Origin of the sequence: Nonomuraea sp. NPDC049684 (assembly GCF_044465345.1) — a bacterium.
In the GTDB taxonomy this organism is placed as follows: domain Bacteria; phylum Actinomycetota; class Actinomycetes; order Streptosporangiales; family Streptosporangiaceae; genus Nonomuraea.
On the sequence record NZ_JBITLO010000012.1, the window covers coordinates 319,722 to 338,639 of the forward strand.

Annotated in this window: 15 protein-coding genes and 1 pseudogene; 11 read left to right on the forward strand and 5 right to left on the reverse strand. The window is 73.9% G+C overall.

Annotation, left to right across the window (positions count from 1 at the left end):
• Positions 1-5 precede the first annotated feature (5 nt).
• A complete protein-coding gene (locus ACIBST_RS33615) occupies positions 6-602 on the reverse strand; it encodes an NUDIX hydrolase (protein WP_397177526.1) in 597 nt (198 codons plus the stop codon).
• A 43-nt stretch (positions 603-645) separates the two neighbouring features.
• The gene (locus tag ACIBST_RS33620; RefSeq protein ID WP_397177528.1) at positions 646-1,824 is read right to left on the reverse strand and encodes a cysteine desulfurase-like protein; all 1,179 of its coding nucleotides are present in this window, start codon (positions 1,822-1,824) and stop codon (positions 646-648) included.
• Positions 1,825-1,833: 9 nt separating this feature from the next.
• Between ACIBST_RS33620 and ACIBST_RS33625 the strand changes: the two genes are divergently transcribed.
• The 5 genes from ACIBST_RS33625 to ACIBST_RS33645 all read left to right on the forward strand — a co-directional run bounded on the left by ACIBST_RS33625 (position 1,834) and on the right by ACIBST_RS33645 (position 5,398).
• Complete coding sequence (locus tag ACIBST_RS33625; protein ID WP_397177530.1) at positions 1,834-2,889, forward strand: winged helix DNA-binding domain-containing protein; 1,056 nt, start codon at positions 1,834-1,836, stop codon at positions 2,887-2,889.
• A 104-nt stretch (positions 2,890-2,993) separates the two neighbouring features.
• Positions 2,994-3,677 carry a hypothetical protein gene (locus ACIBST_RS33630; RefSeq protein ID WP_397177532.1) on the forward strand — a complete coding sequence of 228 codons (684 nt, stop codon included), beginning with the start codon at positions 2,994-2,996 and terminating at the stop codon, positions 3,675-3,677.
• Between the two features lie 79 nt (positions 3,678-3,756).
• Complete coding sequence (locus tag ACIBST_RS33635) at positions 3,757-4,359, forward strand: exonuclease domain-containing protein (protein ID WP_397177534.1); 603 nt, start codon at positions 3,757-3,759, stop codon at positions 4,357-4,359.
• A gap of 26 nt (positions 4,360-4,385) precedes the next feature.
• The gene (locus tag ACIBST_RS33640) at positions 4,386-4,748 is read left to right on the forward strand and encodes a hypothetical protein (protein WP_397177535.1); all 363 of its coding nucleotides are present in this window, start codon (positions 4,386-4,388) and stop codon (positions 4,746-4,748) included.
• Between the two features lie 83 nt (positions 4,749-4,831).
• Positions 4,832-5,398, forward strand: a complete 567-nt coding sequence (locus ACIBST_RS33645) for a DUF4291 domain-containing protein (RefSeq protein ID WP_397177537.1) — start codon at positions 4,832-4,834, stop codon at positions 5,396-5,398.
• 173 nt (positions 5,399-5,571) lie between these two features.
• Here ACIBST_RS33645 and ACIBST_RS33650 read toward each other — a convergent pair whose 3' ends face one another.
• Entirely contained in the window at positions 5,572-6,564 is a 993-nt protein-coding gene (locus ACIBST_RS33650) for a hypothetical protein (protein ID WP_397177539.1), read from the reverse strand.
• Between the two features lie 739 nt (positions 6,565-7,303).
• Between ACIBST_RS33650 and ACIBST_RS33655 the strand changes: the two are divergent.
• The 6 genes and pseudogenes from ACIBST_RS33655 to ACIBST_RS33680 form a co-directional block, all read left to right on the forward strand.
• A pseudogene (locus ACIBST_RS33655) lies at positions 7,304-8,206 on the forward strand (RNA polymerase sigma factor); the annotation flags it as partial.
• A gap of 282 nt (positions 8,207-8,488) precedes the next feature.
• Complete coding sequence (locus ACIBST_RS33660; protein WP_397177541.1) at positions 8,489-9,247, forward strand: class I SAM-dependent methyltransferase; 759 nt, start codon at positions 8,489-8,491, stop codon at positions 9,245-9,247.
• Between the two features lie 11 nt (positions 9,248-9,258).
• Positions 9,259-10,197 (forward strand): adenosine deaminase, encoded by a 939-nt coding sequence (gene add, locus ACIBST_RS33665; RefSeq protein ID WP_397177543.1) that lies wholly within the window; start codon positions 9,259-9,261, stop codon positions 10,195-10,197.
• Between the two features lie 157 nt (positions 10,198-10,354).
• Positions 10,355-14,224 carry a Pls/PosA family non-ribosomal peptide synthetase gene (locus tag ACIBST_RS33670; RefSeq protein WP_397177544.1) on the forward strand — a complete coding sequence of 1,290 codons (3,870 nt, stop codon included), beginning with the start codon at positions 10,355-10,357 and terminating at the stop codon, positions 14,222-14,224.
• Positions 14,221-15,516, forward strand: coding sequence for a M1 family metallopeptidase (locus ACIBST_RS33675; protein WP_397177570.1), 1,296 nt, complete (start codon positions 14,221-14,223; stop codon positions 15,514-15,516). The genes ACIBST_RS33670 and ACIBST_RS33675 overlap by 4 nt, the downstream gene beginning before the upstream one ends.
• 90 nt (positions 15,517-15,606) lie before the next feature.
• Positions 15,607-17,700 carry a molybdopterin-dependent oxidoreductase gene (locus tag ACIBST_RS33680; protein WP_397177546.1) on the forward strand — a complete coding sequence of 698 codons (2,094 nt, stop codon included), beginning with the start codon at positions 15,607-15,609 and terminating at the stop codon, positions 17,698-17,700.
• On the opposite strand, the gene ACIBST_RS33685 is transcribed toward ACIBST_RS33680, so the two are convergent.
• Entirely contained in the window at positions 17,693-18,175 is a 483-nt protein-coding gene (locus ACIBST_RS33685) for a metallophosphoesterase family protein (RefSeq protein WP_397177548.1), read from the reverse strand. The two genes, ACIBST_RS33680 and ACIBST_RS33685, sit on opposite strands and share 8 nt — an antisense overlap.
• A gap of 7 nt (positions 18,176-18,182) precedes the next feature.
• Complete coding sequence (locus tag ACIBST_RS33690; protein WP_397177549.1) at positions 18,183-18,917, reverse strand: SRPBCC domain-containing protein; 735 nt, start codon at positions 18,915-18,917, stop codon at positions 18,183-18,185.
• Position 18,918 lies beyond the last annotated feature (1 nt).

Here is an 18,918-nt window from a genome sequence, read left to right on the forward strand (position 1 = left end):
GCGGGTCAGGTTCTCGTCCAGTGGGGTTGCGCGACGTCGAACACCCGCTGTTCGCGCCCGCGCAGCGCCACCTCGGCGAACTGCCACAGGATCGCCCCGGTCGGCGCGTGGATCACGATGTCCGGCCCGAGCGGCATCTGCAGCAGCTCGCCCTGCCAGCGCGGCACGCCGGGCGCGAGGAAGCGCTCCAGCGGCACCGCGTGCACCGAGGCCACCTCATGGGCGTCGCCCACCGGCTCCTGACGGCCGCCGAACGCCACCACCGGGGTGATCACGAACCCGGAGTCGGCGACGAAGTCGTCGAGCAGCCCGGCCACCGCCACGCCGGTCACCCCGACCTCCTCGGCCAGCTCGCGCAGCGCCGCCTCCACCGGCAGCTCGCCGTCGTCGAGCCGCCCGCCCGGCAGCGCCCACTGCCCCGGGTTGCGCCCCCGCGCCGCCCTGCGGATCAGCACCGTGTACGGGACGCGCTCGGCGTCCTCCAGCACGCACACCGTCACGGCCGCCCGGCGCACCCCCGGGACGGGCGGCGCCTCCCGGCGGTCGAAGGCGGCGAGATGCGCGGTGACCTGCTCGCGCAGCACGTCGATCGGGGGCAGCATCCCCTCAGGATCTCACGCCCCGCCCGTACGGGCCGAGGGCCCGTCAGGAGAGCCCGGCCACCCCCTCCAGGAGGCGGTCGACGTCCGAGCGGTCGTTGTAGTGGACCAGGCCCGCGCGGACGGCGCCGCCCGAGTCGCGCACGCCGAGCGCACCGGTCAGCTCCCAGGCGTAGTTGTGGCCGTTCCAGACGTTCACCCCCAGCCCGGCCAGATGTTCGGCGACCTGGCGCGGGGTGTGCCCGGCGACGGTGAAGTACGCGGTCGCGGTGCGCCTGGCGGGCTTGCCGAGCAGGGTGACGTGCGGCATCGTCTCCAGGCCGGAGAGCAGTCCGGCGAACAGCTCCAGCTCGTGCTCCTCGGCGGCGGCCATCGAGGCGAGGAGGCGTTCGCGGCGGGTGCCGGCGCCGGGGACCATGGCGGCCAGGTGGTCGACGGCCGCGGTGACCCCGGCCAGGTCGGCGAACGCGGACGTGCCCGTCTCGAACCTCTCCGGCACGGTGTCGGGGGAGGGCCGCAACTTGGCCGGGCGGACCGTCTCCAGCAGCGCCGGGTCGGCGACGACGGCCCCCACGTGCGGCCCCGACCACTTGTAGGCGCTGGTGGCGTAGAAGTCGGCGCCCAGCGCCCGCATGTCCACCGGGCCGTGCGGGGTGGCGTGCACGCCGTCCACGTACAGCAGGGCGCCCGCGCGATGGGCCAGCTCGGCGATGGCGGCCACGTCGGGACGGGTGCCGAGGATGTTGCTGGCCGCCGTCACCGCGACGACCTTGGTCCGCTCGCCGATCAGGTCGGCGTACTGGTCGACCGGGAGCTCGCCGGTCACCGCGTCCACCTCGGCCCAGCGGACGGCGGCGCCCGTCTGGGTCCAGGGACGCACGTTCGCGTCGTGGTCCAGCCTGGAGACCACCACCTCGTCGCCGGGCCCGGTCAGCGCCCTGGCCAGCCGGTACGTCAGCGTCGTCATGTTCGGGCCGAGGATCACGCCGTCGGGCTGTCCGCCGACCAGGTCCGCGACGGCGGCACGGCAGGCGGCGACGATCTCGTCCGCCCGGCGGCTGGCGGGGAACGCCCCGCCCACGTTGCCGAGCCCGGCGCGGTAGGCGGCGGAGATGGCGTCGATCACCGGCTGCGGCGTCTGGGTGCCGGCCGCGCCGTCGAGGTAGGCGTAACCATCGGAAAGCGCGGGATAGGAGGAACGTACGGACTCCAGGGGGAAAGGCATGATAAGTAGATGCTCACCCTCAGAGACCTCAACCGCGCCACCTTGGCCAGGCAGCACCTCCTCGCCCGGCACGAGGGCCGCCCGGCCGACGTCGTGCACCGGCTGGCCGGGCTCCAGGCCCAGGAGCCGCGGCCGCCCTACCTGGGGGTGTGGACGCGGCTGGCCGGGTTCCGGCGCGACGACCTGCACGCCTCGCTGCACGCCGGCGACCTGGTGCGGGCGACGATGATGCGGGCCACGCTGCACCTGGTGACGGCGGAGGACTTCGCGTCCTTCCGTCCGCTGCTGCGTCCCATGCTGGCCGCCGCGGCGCGCCGGTTCGAGGGCGTCGACTTCGAGGCCGTCGCCGCGGTCGCCGACCGGCTGCTCGCCGACGGGCCGCTCACCTTCAACGAGCTGCGTCCCCTGCTGCTGAAGGAGTTCCCCGGCGCCGACGAGCGGGTGCTCGGTTACGCCGTGCGCATGATGACGCCGCTGGTCATGGTGCCGACGCAGGACCGGTGGAGCTTCCCGCGCGAGTCCGCCTTCGGGCTGCCCGGCGTCGACCTGGACCCGGCGTCCAGCGTGGAACGCCTGGTCGAGCGGTACCTCGCCGCGTTCGGCCCGGCCACGCCGGCCGACGTCCAGACCTGGTCGGGGCTGGGCGGGATGCGGGCCGTCATGAAGGGGATGGAGCTGGACCGGCTCGCCGACGAGACGGGACGCGAGCTGTTCGACCTGCCCGGCGCGCCGCGGCCGGGCGGCGACGTGCCCGCCCCGGTGCGCTTCCTGCCCGACTTCGACAACCTCGTCCTGGGGCACGCCGACCGTACGCGGGTGCTGGCGGACGAGTTCAGGCCGCTGGTCGCGACCAAGAACCTGCGGATCAAGGCCACGTACCTGGTGGACGGGTTCGCGGCGGGCACGTGGCAGATCAAGCGGTCCGGCAAGAAGGCCAAGCTCCTCATCAGCCCCTTCGCCGCACCGACGCCACTGGACGTCCTGGAGGAGGAGGGGCTCGCCCTCCTCACCTTCGCCGAACCCGACGCGACCACCCACACCCTCGAACACACCCCACCCAACTGACGTCATGGCCGAGCTCTCGCGCCACCTGAGCGACATCGGCCCGACCGAACGCACTCAACGGCACCGACCACGTCGCCGAAGAGCGAAGCCAGACAATGATCGATATGCCACCTGAGAGCAAGCGAACAGTTCAAGAGCTTCATCGCTACCTCCTGAACCAGCTGAACGCCGTCTTACGCCGGCCGGGGATGTTCGGCGGCGAGATGGCGCTGAGGCTCTACCTGGATGCGATGGCCTTCGCCGACGACCGTGAAGCCCTCTGGCGAGAAGAAATGGAGCAACTCCGGATACGAGAGTGCTTCCTGGCCACGGGGGTGCGCGGAGCGTTCCGGCTGCTCTGGGAAGACGATCACGAGGGTGCGGTGTCGTCGGTCTATGCCGAGATCGCCCACCGGCGGGGCTGGCTGGAACTGGATCGGACGCTTTCCTCAGCCGAGTACGACGAGATACTTCGCACCAGCACGTCGTGGTGCGGGCAAGATCGGTTCCTCAGCGAGGTCCACACGACGTTCGGGCCTCCGTCGGTCCTGTTCGGAGGCGCCAACCCCAACTTTCCCAAGACGCTGGCCTACTGCACGAACCGTCCCGAAGACCCGCTGATCTGCTTCCATCTCTGGAACGGCTTCGCGTCCCCGCTCGACGGCAGATCACCTCCCGTCCACGCCGAACCTGCGCTCCTGGCGATACGCAGCGGTGGCGCACGGTTCATCGACGGCTTCACTTTCACCCCGGAGGGAACCTCCCGCCGTCGGTCGGTCGGGCGCGCACGTAGTAAGGGGTCTTCGTAGCTGGGTGTCCCAGTTGCGTGGGTGGCGGCGGGGTGAAATTGGGGTGCCGGAGCCGGGGGTGCGTCCCTACTCTCGGCGCATGGGCCACGAATTCGCTCTGTTGAACGTCATCGACGTGGAAGCCACCTGCTGGGACGGAGAGCCGCCGCCCGGGGCCGTCAACGAGATCATCGAGATCGGCCTGACCGTCGTGGACGTGCCGGCGCGGCGCCGGGTGTCCCGGCACCGCATCCTGGTCCGTCCCGCCCGATCGGCCGTGAGTGACTTCTGCACGGAACTGACCGGCCTGACGCAGGCCGAGGTGGAACAGGGTGTCACCTTCGCCGAGGCGTGCCGGATCCTTGCCGAGGAGTACGACGCCGGGGAGCGTCCCTGGGCGAGCTGGGGCGAGTACGACCGCCGGCAGTTCGCTCGGCAGAGTCAGGCCGACGGGGTGGCCTACCCGTTCGGCCATCCGACGGAACGCACCCACACCAACGCCAAGGCCGTGTTCGCAACGGCGTACGGGCTGCGCAAGAAGCCCGGCATGGATCACGCTCTGCAGATCGCCGGACTGCCGCTTGAGGGACGCCATCACCGCGGCGAGGACGACGCCTGGAACATCGCGGCACTCGTCCTCGACCTGGTGGGCCGCGGGGCATGGCCGCCCGACCACGGTGTCTGTGGGCCGGCGCGTCAGTGATCATGTTGGGGTCGGGAGGGGGCAGGGTGGCGGGGGCGGTTTCGAGGTCGGCGACGCCGGACGAGGTCCGGCGGGCGCGGGCCGAGACGGCGATGAGCCTTCCGGCTCCGCTGCCGGCGCTGTGGAGGGCGCGGGACGGCCTGCACACCGAGTCCGGTGTCGTGGTGTACCCGGCGGGGGACATCGGTGAACGCAACGCCACCTACGAGGTCGCGCGGTATGCGCCAGGATTCCTCCTCGTCGGCGACGACAGCGGTGGCCGCGGATTCCTCGTGCGTACCGACGACCAGGCCTCGGCCGTGTACTCCTCCGACCTGGGCGATCTGGACCCTGCGTACTTCGACGTCGTGGCCGCGGACTTCGCGTCCTGGATCGAAGCACTCGGGTGAGGGGCACGACGCGTCAGCGAGCCGCTTCGGCCGGGGCGAAAAGGCTTCGCGATGTGGATGCGCCGGATGGCAGGGTGCAGCGCATGGCACCCCAGTACCAGGTTCGCGCCGACTACGACACCGACACGATCGTCGTCTACCAGGCATACGCACCCGCCATAGCCGAGCCGGCGCTGCGCGCGGGCCGCTTCGTTGCGCCGTTCTCGTTCCACCGGATGACCTGGATCAAGCCCTCGTTCCTGTGGCTCATGCACCGCAGCAACTGGGCCCGCAAACCCGGTCAGGAGCGCGTTCTCGCAGTGCGGATGACCCGGCAGGGCTGGGAGGAGGCACTGTCCCAGGCCGTGCTCACGACGGCGGATCCGGCAGCGGTGGCCCAGGCGGCCGTACACGTCCAGTGGGACCCGGAACGGTCGTCGCGCGGAGCGGCGCTGAACCACTACAGCATCCAGGTCGGCATCGGCCGCGACCTGATCCGCACCTTCACCGACGACTGGATCGTCAGCCTCACCGACGTCACCCCGCAGGTCCGGAAGGCCACGGTATTGATACAAACCGGGCACGCCGCCAAGGCCCAGCGACTGTTCCCCGCCGAGCGGGTGTATCCACTGCCACGAACGCTGGAACGCCTCCTCTCCCAGGGGAGATGACAGGGCGGGAGGACGAGCACACCCTGTTCACCGGGATCGTCACCCTCCTGCGCGAGGAGAGCGGCCGCGTCAAGGTCCCGCGCGGGTGCTCGACGTGGAGCCGTTGTCCGCGGGGTGATGCCGCCGGGCAGGTCGGACAACGTCCACCACCGACTGCCCCAACGGCGGCCCGGTCAGGCGAGGCCGAGGTCGCGGCGCACGCGGGCGTAGTGGCGGCCCGGCAGCAGGCTGCCGACCGCCCACGGCTGGTTCTCCGGCATGCGCCTGCCTGCGCCCTCCAGCAGGCGCTGCGCGCCGGTGAGGTGGCCGCCGTGGTAGAGCGCCGCGCCGAACAGGTGCGCGGCGTCCAGCGCGCGCGGATGCGGCCGGCCGCCTTCGCGCCACTTGCCGGCCGCCGCCACCAGCGGGCCGGCCACCTCGGGGTCGCCGAAGTAGCCTTCGAGGACCTGCCGGGCCGTACGCTCCGACTCGCCGATCCGTCCCCACGCGACTTCGAAGTGGGCCAGCGCCAGCGCGGCCGTCACCGGGTCGCCCGGCGGCGCCGCGTCCGCCGCGTGGCGGGCGAAGGCCAGCACCTCGCCGTCGGAGCCGTACCACTTGCCGCACAGCACCTGGACGCGGGTGTAGTGGCCCAGGTACAGGTGCGGGGCGCGGGCGGTCAGCTCCGCCCAGAGGCGGTCGAGCTCCTGCCGGTCGGCCTGCGCGCCGAGCGCGTGCCACTGCAGCCGCTCCCACGGAACGGGATCGTCCGGACGGGCCTCGGCGGCCTGCCGCAGCGGGACGGCGGCGTCCGCCAGCACCTCGTGGAAACGGGCCAGGCGCTGGTCGCCCACGTACGCGGCGTAGGAGCCGCCGCGGATCGCCCAGGCCCGCTGGATCCGGGCGGCGCCGAGCCAGAGCAACGCGTCGGGGTCGTCGCCGGCCAGCCGGAGCAGCGCCTCGGTGTGCGCGCGGGCGGCTATCCCCAGTTGCTCGACGCGCAGCGCCCGCACCTCGTGGTCGTCGCGCGCCTGGCGGACCAGCTCCAGGCCGGGCTCCAGCCGTCCGGCCCGCACCTGGCGCAGCGCCTGCTCCAGCGCGGGATCCTCCCACGACCGGCCCGGACGCATCCGCGAGGTCTTGTCGAGCAGCTCGGCCGCGGCCGTGATCACCCGTATCAGGGACATCCGTGATCAATACCGCACGTGATCATGGTGTCGCAACAGCGGGACTCACATGGGGGGCACGTGCGTGGCCGGGCATCGGGCCTGGAGGACGGCCGTCATCCGTGCGACCTCCAGCGGCACGTTCTGGATCACGGCCAGCTCGTGGGGCGCGGCGCAGGCAGGCGGACGCTTCGGCCGGGCGCCGCAGCCCGATGAGGCTGTCGGCGCGCAGGCACAGCGCCGCGCGCGAGAGCGGACTGCGCGCACTTCGACGCCTTGGTGCCGTCCCCGTAGCAGTACGAGACCCAGACGTGGTCATAGGTGCCCGACCTTGCCGTTGTCGAAGAAGGACCGGACGTTCTTGTACGGGCTCTGGTGAGGGGGCGCCGAAAGGAGCGGGCGTCTTCTGGAGTGCCGTCGATCGGAGGGGGCGGGGGCGGGGTGGCGGGGTCGGGGGGCTGGTCAAGGGGCGGATGTCGGCGGCGGGTCGGCGGGAATCGGGTTTTCGTCGAAGCCACGTTCGAGGAAGTGTTGGGTAGCCTGGTCAGAGACGGCCCTGCCAGGCCCCGCTTCTTCCGTTCCCTCATGCCCTGAAGGTTCCGACGCCTATCGGCCCGCTACGTTTCCCCGCCGGCCCTGCCCGCAGGCCGGCTCAGTCACTGAGCGTCCACCCAACGCGAGCGAGGAGAGAATTTTGTCCCAAGCAGCAGAGGTTCTCGAACTGGACGACACCATCGCCGACGGTGGCACGGCCGTCGGCGCCGACTCGGTCAAGACCTACCTGAAGGAGATCGGGCGCGTCCCGCTGCTCACCGCCGAGCAGGAGATCGAGCTGGCCAAGCGCATCGAGGCCGGCCTGTTCGCCAGGGAACGGCTCGACAGCGAGCCGGGCCTGCCCTCCGACCTGCGTGCCGACCTGGAGTGGATCGCCGACGACGGCCTTCGTGCCAAGCGCCGCATGCTGGAGGCCAACCTCCGGCTCGTCGTCTCCATCGCCAAGCGTTACACCGGCCGCGGCATGCTCTTCCTCGACCTGATCCAGGAGGGGAACCTCGGCCTGATCCGGACGATCGAGAAGTTCGACTACCGGCTCGGTTACAAGTTCTCCACCTACGCCACCTGGTGGATCAAGCAGGCCATCACCCGTGCCATGGCCGACCAGGCCCGGACGATCCGCATCCCCGTGCACATGGTCGAGCTGATCAACAAGGTGGCCCGCGTGCAGCGCCGCCTGCAGTCCGACCTGGGCCGCGAGCCCACCCCCGAGGAGATCGCCGCCGAGACCGATCTCGACGTCGAGCGGGTGTCGGAGGTGCAGGGCTACGGCCGGGAGCCGATCTCCCTGAGCACGCCGCTCGGCGAGGAGGGCGACAGCGAGTTCGGCGACCTGATCGAGGACACCGAGGCCGTCTCCCCGGCCGACGCGGTCTCGTTCACGCTGCTGCAGCAGCAGTTGCACAGCCTGCTCGACCAGCTCTCCGAGCGCGAGGCGGGGGTGATCACGATGCGCTACGGCCTGGCCGACGGCAAGCCGCGCACTCTCGACGAGATCGGCCGCGTCTACGGCGTCACCCGTGAGCGCATCCGCCAGATCGAGGCCAAGACCATGTCCAAGCTGCGTCACCCCTCCCGGGCCATGGCGCTGCGCGACTACCTGAGCTGACCGCCCGATCCCCGGGAGGGCAGCACGCGACACGCCGAGCAGGGCTCGCCGTGTGGACGTGGAGCGTCACCGCCTTGTCGACCGAAACAGCCGCCGCGACGCCGGCGCGACCAGCGACAGGCACGACCTCCGTCCACCCCGGCGACCGCGTGCCGCGCCCCCGCCGCCCGATGACGAGGCCGCCGACGAGACGTCCAGGGGTGGGAAAGGGCAGGTAAAAGGGGGCTCTGGAGTGTGTGGAGCCCGGAGCGGGCCGGGTGGGCCGGACCTACTCTGCCCAACGTGAAACGCTCCCGTACGAGCCTCGTCCACCAGGCCGCCTACGCGTTCCGGCACCCCCACAGGATCGCTCCCCACCTGCGCCGGCTGGCGCGCGACACCTGGTTCAGGCTCCGCACCCACGACCACGTCACCTACTACCGCGCCGTCATGAGGTCCGACACGGCCCGCGACCCCGAGGGCGCCGTGGGGTCGCACCGGCACCGGCGCTGGCTCGCCCTGGGCCGCATGCAGTTCGACTACCTGGTGGAGCACGGGCTCAAGCCCGACTGCCGGATGCTGGAGATCGGCTGCGGGAACCTGCGCGCCGGCCGGCTGTTCATCGGCTACCTGTTCACCGGCAACTACTACGGCGTCGACATCTCGCCCGACATCCTGCTGGCCGCCCAGGACACGATCGAGAAGCACGCGTTGCAGGACAAGCTGCCGTACCTGGCGCCGGTGCGCGATCTGCGGCTGGCGTTCCTGCCGGACGAGTACTTCGACGTCGTCCACGCCCACAGCGTCTTCTCGCACTCGCCGATCGAGGTCATCGAGGAGTGCTTCGCCAACGTGGGCCGGGTCATGAAGCCGGACGGCTGGTTCGACTTCACCTTCGACCGGACCGAGGGCAAGGAGCACCACGTCCTGCGCGAGGACTTCTACTACCGCACCGAGACGCTGGTCGAACTGGCCCGCCGGCACGGGCTGAAAGCCACTTTCATGGACGACTGGGAGCAAGGCCCACATAAGCAGTCGAAAATCCGCATCACCCGGCGATAACCTCCCGGAGAGTGAGAGACCTCCGCCTGCTTCCCAAGGCCCACCTGCACGTCCACCTGGAGAGCGCCGTACGGCCCGCGACCGTGCGCGAGCTGGGCGGCCCGCCCGAGCCCGAGGGCACGTTCGCCAGCTTCCGCGAGTTCGCCGACCAGCGGGCCAAGGTGCGCGACCTGCTGCGCACCCCCGAGCACTTCCGGCGCGTCGCCCTGGAGTTCTGCGAGGACGAGGCCGCTCAGGGCACCCGCTACGTCGAGGTCACCTTCACCGCCGCCGCCCACGGGGAACGGCTGGGCGCACCGGAGATGCCGCTGGAGGCGGTGCTCGACGGCCTGGCCGAGGGCAGGCGGTACGGCATCGAGGCCCGGGTGCTGCTCGACCACTCCAGGCGGCGGCCCCTGGAGCGGCTGTGGCGGACGTACGAGCTGGCCACCCGCTACGACGAGGTGATCGGCCTCGGGCTCGCGGGCGACGAGGCCCATCCGCTGGCCCCCTTCGCCGAGGTGTTCGCCGCGGCCGGGGACGCGGGCCTGCACCTGGTGCACCACGCGGGCGAGGCGGCCGGGCCGGCGAGCATCCGCGAGGCGCTGGACCTCGGCCGCACCGAGCGGCTCGGCCACGGCATCCGGGTGCTGGACGACCCGGCGCTGGTGGCCGAGGTGCGCGAGCGCGGCGTCCCGCTGGAGGTCTGCCCCACGTCGAACGTCCTGCTCGGGCTGGTGCCGTCGCTGGCCGAGCACCCGCTGCCGCGCCTGCGCGAGGCGGGGCTCGCGGTCACGGTCAACACCGACGGCGAGACCGCGCTGGCCGAGGAGTACCGGCGGCTGCGCGAGATCTTCGGGTATGGCGACGACGTCCTGGCCGAGCTGGCCCGCGCCTCGATCAGGGCCTCCTTCGCCCCGGACGCCCTCAAGACGGACCTGCTGGCCGCCGTCGACGCCTGGCTCCGCTGACCCGACCGGCCCCCGCCGGGCACGGCGATCTCCGTCACATCGTGGAATAGTTGGCGAATCGGCGACCGTTGCGAACGGAGGTGGCGCGAACGCCACGACAGTGGCAGCCCGCGGCCTCGACCGGCCGGGGCCGACCGCCCGACCGAAGGAGCAGCGTTTGCGCACCGACTCGGCAGACTTACGACTCAGGACCGCGTCGGCGGTCTACCCGGCGGGCATGCTGGCCGCGCCGCCCCGCACCCTGATCGACATCCTCGACGAGACCGCCCGCCGCCACCCCGGCGCGCCCGCGCTGGACGACGGCGACGTGTGCCTGGACTACCGGTCGCTGCGCGCCGAGGTCGACCGGGTCGCCGCCGAGCTGGCCGCGGCCGGCGTCGGGCGCGGTTCTCGGGTGGGCGTGCGCATCGCCTCCGGCACCGCCGAGCTGTACGTCTCCATCCTCGCCGTGCTCGCGGCCGGCGCCGCCTACGTCCCCGTGGACGCCGACGACCCGGACGAACGCGCCGAACTCGTCTTCGCCGAGGCCGCCGTGGACGCCGTGCTCGACGGCGGCCCTGTCACGCCGGTCACACCTGTCATGCCGGTCACACGGGTCCGCCGGGAGGCCACGCCCGAGCGGCCTGCCCCGGACGACGACGCCTGGATCATCTTCACCTCCGGCTCCACCGGCCGGCCCAAGGGCGTGGCGGTGACGCACCGGTCGGCCGCCGCGTTCGCCGACGCCGAGGCCGGGCTCTTCCTCCAGGACCGGCCGCTCGGCCCCGGTGACCGGGTGCTGGCCGGGCTGTCGGTGGCCTTCGACGCCTCCTGCGAGGAGATGTGGCTGGCCTGGCGGCACGGCGCCTGCCTGGTGCCCGCGCCCAGAGCCCTCGTGCGCACCGGCATGGACCTGGCCCCCTGGCTGGCCGGGCAGGGCGTCACCGCCGTCTCGACCGTGCCGACGCTGGCCGCGCTCTGGCCCGCCGCGCACCTCGACGGCATCCGGCTGCTCATCTTCGGCGGCGAGGCCTGCCCGCCCGAGCTCGCCGAGCGGCTGGCCGTGCCCGGCCGCGAGGTGTGGAACACCTACGGGCCCACCGAGGCGACCGTGGTGGCCTCGGCCGCCCGCCTGACGGGGGAGGGGCCCGTACGCATCGGCCTGCCCCTGGACGGCTGGGACCTGGCGGTCGTGGACGGCGCGGGCGAGCCGGTCGCCATGGGCGAGACCGGCGAGCTGATCATCGGCGGCGTGGGCCTGGCCCGCTATCTCGACCCGGTCAAGGACGCCGAGAAGTACGCGCCGCTGCCGTCCCTGGGCTGGGAGCGCGCCTACCGCAGCGGCGACCTCGTCCGCGCCGAGCCCGAGGGCCTGATCTTCGCCGGCCGCGCCGACGACCAGGTGAAACTGGGCGGACGCCGGATCGAGCTCGGCGAGGTGGACGCCGCGCTGAACGCGCTGCCCGGCGTCACCGGCGCGGCGGCGGCCGTCCGCACCGCGGGCGGCGGCCACCAGGTGCTCGTCGGCTACGTCGTCACCGGGCCCGGCTTCGACACCGGACGGGCCCGCGAGCTGCTGGCCGGCTCGCTGCCCGCCGCGCTCGTGCCCCGCCTGGCCCCCGTGGACGCCCTGCCCACCAGGACCTCCGGCAAGATCGACCGGGACGCGCTCCCGTGGCCGCTGGCCGGCCCGGCCGCCGCGGACACCGGCCTGACCCCGGCACAGGCGCTGCTGGCCGCGCAGTGGACCGAGATCCTCGGCGTGCGCCCGGAAGGGCCGGGGTCGGACTTCTTCGCCGACGGCGGCACCAGCCTGGCCGCCGCCCGCCTGGTCTCCGTGCTCCGGGCCACCCACCCCGACGTGGCCGTCGGCGACGTCTACGCCCACCCGACCCTCGCCGGTCTGGCCGAGCTGCTGGCCGCCAGGGGCGGGACGCAGGCCCCCGCGCACGCGGCGGCCGCCCCCATGCCCAGGCGCGCCGCGCTGGCGCAGACCGCGCTCATGATCCCGCTGCTGACCGTGGGCGCGCTGCGCTGGGCCGTGCCGCTGGCCGCCCTCGGCAACGTGCTCGCCCCGCCGTGGGCGCCGCGGCTGTCGTGGTGGTGGGTGACGCTCGGCGCGCTGGCGTTCGTCACCCCCATGGGACGCATGGGCCTGTCGGCGGCGGTCGCCCGGCTGCTGCTGCGCGGCGTGCGCCCCGGCGCCCATCCGCGCGGCGGCGGCGTGCACCTGCGGTTGTGGTTCGCCGAGCGGTTCGCCGACCGGCTCGGCGTGCCCGACCTGGCCGGCGCGCCGTGGATGGCCTGGTACGCCCGGCTGCTCGGCGCCACCGTCGGCCCGGACGCCGACCTGCACTCGCCCCCGCCGATCACCGGCCTGCTCAAGCTGGGCAGGGGAGCCTCCGTCGAGCAGGAGGTCGATCTCGCCGGCCACTGGTACGACGGCGACCTGGTGCACGTCGGCGAGCTCCGCATCGGCGCGGGCGCCACCGTCGGCTCCCGCTCGACCCTGCTGCCCGGCGCGCGGATCGGCAAGAACGCGCAGGTCGCGCCCGGTTCCGCGGTGGCCGGGACGGTCCCGTCGGGCGAGCGCTGGGCCGGCGTCCCGGCCTTCCGCCAGGGCAAGCCGCGCCGTTCCCGGCCGGCCGGGCGCGCCGCCCGCTCCCGCCCGTGGGTCGCGCTGTACGGGGTGAGCGCGATCGTGCTCAGCCTGCTCCCGGTGGCCGCGGCCGGCGTCGTGCTCGCCGTCCTGGCCGCCTTCGCCGGGGACGAGCCCACGCTCGGCGGCGCGCTGGCCGCCGCCCTGCCCGCCGTGCCCCTGGCCACGGTCGCCGGCATGGCCGCCTTCGCCCTGGTCACGCTGGCCGGGGTGCGGCTGCTCGGCCTGGGGCTGCACCCCGGGCACCATCCGGTGCACAGCCGTCCGGCCTGGCAGGCGTGGGTGACCGGCCGGCTGATGGCCTCGGCCCGGGTGTGGCTGTTCCCGCTGTACGCCAGCGTCCTGACGCCCGTCTGGCTGCGGGCGCTCGGCATGAAGGTGGGCCGCGGCGCCGAGCTGTCCACGGTGCTCGCGCTGCCCACGATGACCTCCGTCGGCGACGGCGCCTTCCTGGCCGACGACACCATGGTGGCCCCGTACGAGCTGGACGGCGGCTGGATGCGCCTGGCCTCGGCGCGGATCGGCAAGCGCGCCTTCCTCGGCAACTCCGGGATGACCGCCCCCGGCCGCAAGGTGCCCAAGGACGGCCTGGTCGGCGTGCTGTCGGCGACGCCCAAGAAGGCCAAGTCGGGCTCCTCGTACGTCGGCATGCCGCCCATGGAGCTGCGCCGCACGGCCGAGGAGGCCGACCGCAGCAGGACCTACGACCCGCCCGCGCGCTACCGGGCGGCGCGGGCGCTGGTCGAGGTGTGCCGGGTGGTGCCCGCGATGGGCGTGGTCGCGCTGGCCGTGCTGGCGGTGGCCGCGTTCGAGTGGCTGGCCGCCGGTCACGGCTTCGCCGTGGCCGCCGCGCTGGGCGGGCTGGTCGTGCTGGCCGCCGGGGTGCTGGCGGCGGCGGTCGCGACGGCCGCCAAATGGGCGCTGGTCGGCCGGATCAAGGCCGGGAACAGGCCGCTGTGGAGCTCGTTCGTGTGGCGCAACGAGCTGGCGGACAACTTCGTCGAGGTGCTGGCCGCGCCCTGGTTCGCCCAGCCGTGGCTGGGGACCGCCCCGCTGAACGTGTGGCTGCGCTCCCTCGGGGCACGCATCGGGCGTGGGGTCACCTGCGAGACGTACTGGCTGCCGGAGGCGGATCTGGTGACGCTCGGCGACGGCGCGTGCGTCAACCGGGGATGCGTGCTGCAGACGCACCTGTTCCACGACCGGGTCATGAGCATCGACACGGTGACGCTGGAGGAAGGCGCGACGCTCGGCCCGCACGGCGTCGTCCTGCCCGCCGCGCGGGTGGGCGCGGGCACGACGGTCGGGCCGGCGTCCCTGGTCATGCGCGGCGAGGCGCTGCCCGGCGGCAGCCGGTGGTTCGGCAACCCCGTCTCGGCGTGGCGATGACGGCGTACTTCCCGGGGCACGGCGACCACCGGTACGCGGTCGAGCACTACGACCTGGCGCTGCACTACCGGGTCGCGGCCAACCGGCTCGACGGCACGGCCCGCCTGACCGTCTCGGCCGTCGAGCCGCTCGCCGAGCTCGCCCTCGACCTCGGCCACTTCCGCGTCCAGGGCGTCACGGTGGACGGCCGGGCCGTCCGCCACACGCACGGCCAGGGCAAGCTGCGCCTCACCCTGCCCCGCCCGCCGGCCGCCGGGGAGCGGGCCGTCGTCGAGGTCCGGTACGCGGGCACGCCCGTCCCCATTCGCAGCCCGTGGGGCGGCCTCGGCTGGGAGGAGCTGACCGACGGCGCGCTCGTGGCCGGTCAGCCGATCGGCGCGCCCTCGTGGTTTCCGTGCAACGACCGGCCGGACGACAAGGCGTCCTACCGGATCTCGGTGACGACGGCGCCGGCGTACCAGGTGATCGCCAACGGCGTGCTCACCGCCAGGCGGCGGGCGTCCGGGACCACGACGTGGGTCTACGAGCAGGCCGAGCCGATGGCGACGTACCTGGCCAGCGTGCAGATCGGGCGCTACCAGCTCTCGGAGGCGGGCGGCACGCGCCTGGCCCATCCCGCCCGGCTGGCCGCCCGCGCCCGGCACGACTTCGGCCGCCAGGGCGAGATGATGGCGCTGTTCGGCGAGCTGTTCGGGCCCTACCCGTTCAGCGGCTACACCGTCGTCGTGGCCGACGACGACCTCGACATCCCGGTCGAGGCGCAGGGCATGTCGATCTTCGGCAGGAACCACGTCGACGGCGCGCGCGGCTGCGAGCGGCTGGTCGCGCACGAGCTGGCCCACCAGTGGTTCGGCAACAGCCTCACCGTGGCGGGGTGGGCCGACATCTGGCTGCAGGAGGGGTTCGCCACCTACGCGGAGTGGCTGTGGTCGGAGCGCTCTGGCGGCCCGCCCGCCGACGAGCACGCGCTGCGCTGGCACCGCAGGCTCGCCGCGCTGCCGCAGGACTTCGTGCTGGCCGACCCCGGCCCGGCCGTGCTGTTCGACGACCGCGTCTACAAGCGCGGCGCGCTGACCCTGCACGCCCTGCGCCGGGCGGCCGGCGACCAGGCGTTCTTCACGATGCTGCGCTCCTGGGCCGACAGCCGCCGGTACGGCAGCGTCACCACGCGGGAGTTCGCCGCGCACGCCGGACGGCACGTCCCGGCCGGCGCGCTGCTGGCCGCGTGGCTGCACGAGCGGCCCCTGCCGCCGATGGCGGGCGGCGCGCTGGCCCGCGACCGCGGCGCCTGACCGGCCCCGCGCCGCACACGCGCCGACCTGGTCGGACGGTCGCCGGGGTGGCGGCTCGGGGACGGGCGCGTCCACTCATAGCCTGGTCACATGGTGACCCGGCTGGCGACCTGCAACCTGTGCGAGGCCATGTGCGGCCTGCGCGTCGACCTGGACGGCGACCGGATCACCGGCATCCGCGGCGACGAGGACGACCCGCTGTCGGCCGGGCACCTGTGCCCCAAGGCGGTGGCCCTGCAGGACGTGCGCGAGGACCCCGACCGGCTGCGCCGTCCCGTGGTCCGCACCCGGGACGGCTGGCGCGAGGTCTCCTGGGCGGACGCGTTCGACCTGGTCGCCGCCCGGCTGGCCGGGACGCGCATCGTGCACGGTCCCGACGCCGTGGCCGTCTACCTCGGCAACCCGGTGGTCCACAGCCTGGGCGCGCTGACGCACGCGCCGCCGTTCGCCCGCCTGCTGGGCACCCGCAACCGCTACTCCGCCGCCTCCCTCGACCAGCTCCCGCACCAGTACGTCGCCCGCCACCTGTACGGCAGCCAGTGGCTGCTCCCCGTGCCCGACATCGACCGCACGGCCTACTTCCTGGCCTTCGGCGCCAACCCGGCGGTCTCCAACGGCAGCGTGATGAGCGCGCCCGGCGTCGTCCGGCGCATCCGCGACCTGCGCGCCCGCGGCGGCCGGATGGTGCTGTTCGACCCGCGCCGCACGGAGACCGCCCGCCTCGCCGACGAACACCACTTCGTCCGCCCCGGCACCGACGCCGCGCTCATCCTGGCCATGGTCGGCCTGATCATCGGCGGCGGCGCCGCCCGTCCCGCGCCCTACGTGGACGGGCTCGACCGGCTGGCCCCGGCGCTGGAGGCGTTCACGCCGGAGCGGGCCGCGGCCGTCACCGGCGTGCCGGCCGAGGTGATCACCCGGATCGCGGCCGAGTTCGCCGCCGCGCCGAGCGCCGCCGCCTACGGCCGGATCGGCGTGTCCACCCAGCGGTTCGGCACCCTGTGCCAGTGGGGGATCCAGCTGCTGAACCTGGTCACCGGCAACCTCGACCAGCCCGGCGGCACGCTGATGAGCAGGCCGGCCGTCGACCCGGTGCGCAACCGCCTGATCGACCCCGGCCACGAGGGCAGGTGGCGCAGCCGGGTGCGCGGCCTGCCGGAGTTCGGCGGCGAGCTGCCCGCCGCGGCGCTCGCCGAGGAGATCCGCACGCCCGGCGCGGGGCAGGTGCGGGCGCTGGTGACCATCGCCGGCAACCCGGTGCGCTCGGCCCCCGGCGGGCACGAGCTGTCGCGGGCCCTTTCCGGGCTCGACTTCATGGTCAGCCTCGACTTCTACGTCAACGAGACCACCTGGCACGCCGACGTCATCCTGCCGCCCACCGACCTGCTCGAACGCGACCACTACGACCTCGTCTTCAACCTGGTCGCGGTCCGCGACCACGCCCGCTACACCCCGGCCGTGCTGCCCAGGACGCCCGGCGCCCGGCACGACTGGGAGATCCTGCGCGAGCTGGCCCGGCGGTACCGGCGCCTGGTCCGGGCCGGGTCGCTGCCCGACCGGCTCATGCTGCGGCTCTCGCCGGAGCGGATCGTGGACCTCGGGCTGCGGGCGGGGCCGTACCGGCTGAGCGTGGCGCGGCTGCGCCGCCACCCGCACGGGCTGGACCTGGGCCCGCTCAAACCCAGCCTGCCGGGCCGGCTGCGCACGCCGGGCCGCCGCGTCCGGGCCGCGCCGCCCGTCCTGCTCGACGGGCTCGCCCGCGCCCGCGCCGAGCTGCTGGCCCCCGCCCCCGCCGGGCTGCTGCTGATCGGCCGCCGGCACCTGCGCGACGACAACTCCTGGCTGCACAACTCGGCCCGGCTGGCCAAGGGCCGCCCCCGGCACCACCTGCTCATGCACCCCGCCGACCTGCGCGCCCGCGGTCTCGCCGACGGCGCGCCGGTCCGGGTGCGCTCCCGCAGCGGCGAGGTGACGGTGGAGGTGAGCGCGAGCGAGGACGTCATGCCCGGCGTGGTCAGCCTGCCCCACGGCTACGGCCACGACCGGCCGGGCGTGCTGCTGTCGGTCGCGGCCACGCTCGGGGGCGCCAGCGCCAACGACCTCACCGACCCCTGCCTGCTGGACGAGCTCACCGGCACGGCGGCGCTCAACGGCGTGCCGGTCACCGTCGAGCCGGTCAGGTGACGGGCACGATCTCCGCGCGGGTCAGGACGCCGTCCTGGACGGTCAGCAGCCCGATCGTGCCGTGTGGCTGGCGGCGGCGGTCGGTGGGGGAGCCCGGGTTGAAGATGCGCAGCCCCTCGCCCGACTCGTCGAGCGGGATGTGCGAGTGGCCGAAGACCACCAGGGCGGCCTCGGGGAAGCGGCGGCGCAGCCGGGCCAGGCGGCCCTTGGCCGGCCCGCTGTCGTGGATCATCCCGATCCGCAGGCCGTCCAGGGTCAGCTCCAGCGTCTCCGGGGCCACCACGTCGGGGCCGTCGTTGTTGCCCTTCACCACGTGCACCGGGGCGTAGGCGGCCAGCTCGTCGAGCACCGCGCGCACGCAGACGTCGCCGGCGTGCAGGATGACGTCGGCGCCGCGCAGGTGCTCGGCCACCCGGGGCGGGCAGGCGCGCCACCGCCGGGGCGCGTGGGTGTCGGACAGCGCCACCACGTTCATCCGGAAGTCATGCCCGATCCGCGGCCAGATCCTCCAGCCAGGCGCGCCAGGCCGCAGCCTGCCCCGCGGGGTCGCCGAACAGCAGGTGCATGGCGAGCAGGCCGCCGCCCATGCCCTGGACGAACCGGTAGAGGGCGTCGGGGGCGCGGACGCCGACGGTCTGGGCGTTGCGGAAGTAGACCACGCCCTGGACCGGTGGCAGGCCGGGCGGCGCGAGCCGGACGGTGTCGCCGGGCTCGGGGCGTCCGCCGAGAGCGGCGTACAGGGCCCGCCAGGCGCGCGGCCAGTCGCTCACCGGCGGGCCGGACTCGGTGAGCGGGGCGGCGGCCCGGCCGGCGAAGTGGCCGAGGTACTCCGTCAGGGTCGCGAAGAACAGGGCCAGGCCCGTGGACATCGCCTCGTACTCCTGCTCCCAGTCGTCGCCGGGCAGGAAGCCGCTGGTGACCATGCGGAGCAGGGTGCTGCCCTGGCCGCGGCCCTCCAGCAGGAACTCGTAGGCCACGAAACGGCCGTCGGGGCCCGGGACGCCGGAGTGGGCGAAACGCTTGAGCGGGTCTTCGGCGGTCACTCTGGACTCGGGCAGGTCGGCCCCGGCGAAGGCGGTGCGGATCGCGCCGCCCTCGACCTCGTTGCGGCCCATGAACCACGAGTCGATGCCCGGCCCGGTGGTGATGGCCTCCCACACCTGCTCGGGCGTCGCCTCGACCATGGACTCCAGCGGGATCTCGAACTCGCGCCCCACC

Excerpts from the sequence above, each read along its gene's own strand:
- ACIBST_RS33635 (WP_397177534.1), top strand. The coding sequence starts at position 3,757 with ATGGGCCACGAATTCGCTCTGTTGAACGTCATCGACGTGGAAGCCACC.
- ACIBST_RS33650 (WP_397177539.1), bottom strand. The coding sequence starts at position 6,564 with ATGTCCCTGATACGGGTGATCACGGCCGCGGCCGAGCTGCTCGACAAG.
- ACIBST_RS33630 (WP_397177532.1), top strand. The coding sequence starts at position 2,994 with ATGCCACCTGAGAGCAAGCGAACAGTTCAAGAGCTTCATCGCTACCTC.
- ACIBST_RS33620 (WP_397177528.1), bottom strand. The coding sequence starts at position 1,824 with ATGCCTTTCCCCCTGGAGTCCGTACGTTCCTCCTATCCCGCGCTTTCC.
- ACIBST_RS33615 (WP_397177526.1), bottom strand. The coding sequence starts at position 602 with ATGCTGCCCCCGATCGACGTGCTGCGCGAGCAGGTCACCGCGCATCTC.
- ACIBST_RS33685 (WP_397177548.1), bottom strand. The coding sequence starts at position 18,175 with ATGAACGTGGTGGCGCTGTCCGACACCCACGCGCCCCGGCGGTGGCGC.
- ACIBST_RS33675 (WP_397177570.1), top strand. The coding sequence starts at position 14,221 with ATGACGGCGTACTTCCCGGGGCACGGCGACCACCGGTACGCGGTCGAG.
- ACIBST_RS33625 (WP_397177530.1), top strand. The coding sequence starts at position 1,834 with ATGCTCACCCTCAGAGACCTCAACCGCGCCACCTTGGCCAGGCAGCAC.
- ACIBST_RS33645 (WP_397177537.1), top strand. The coding sequence starts at position 4,832 with ATGGCACCCCAGTACCAGGTTCGCGCCGACTACGACACCGACACGATC.
- ACIBST_RS33680 (WP_397177546.1), top strand. The coding sequence starts at position 15,607 with ATGGTGACCCGGCTGGCGACCTGCAACCTGTGCGAGGCCATGTGCGGC.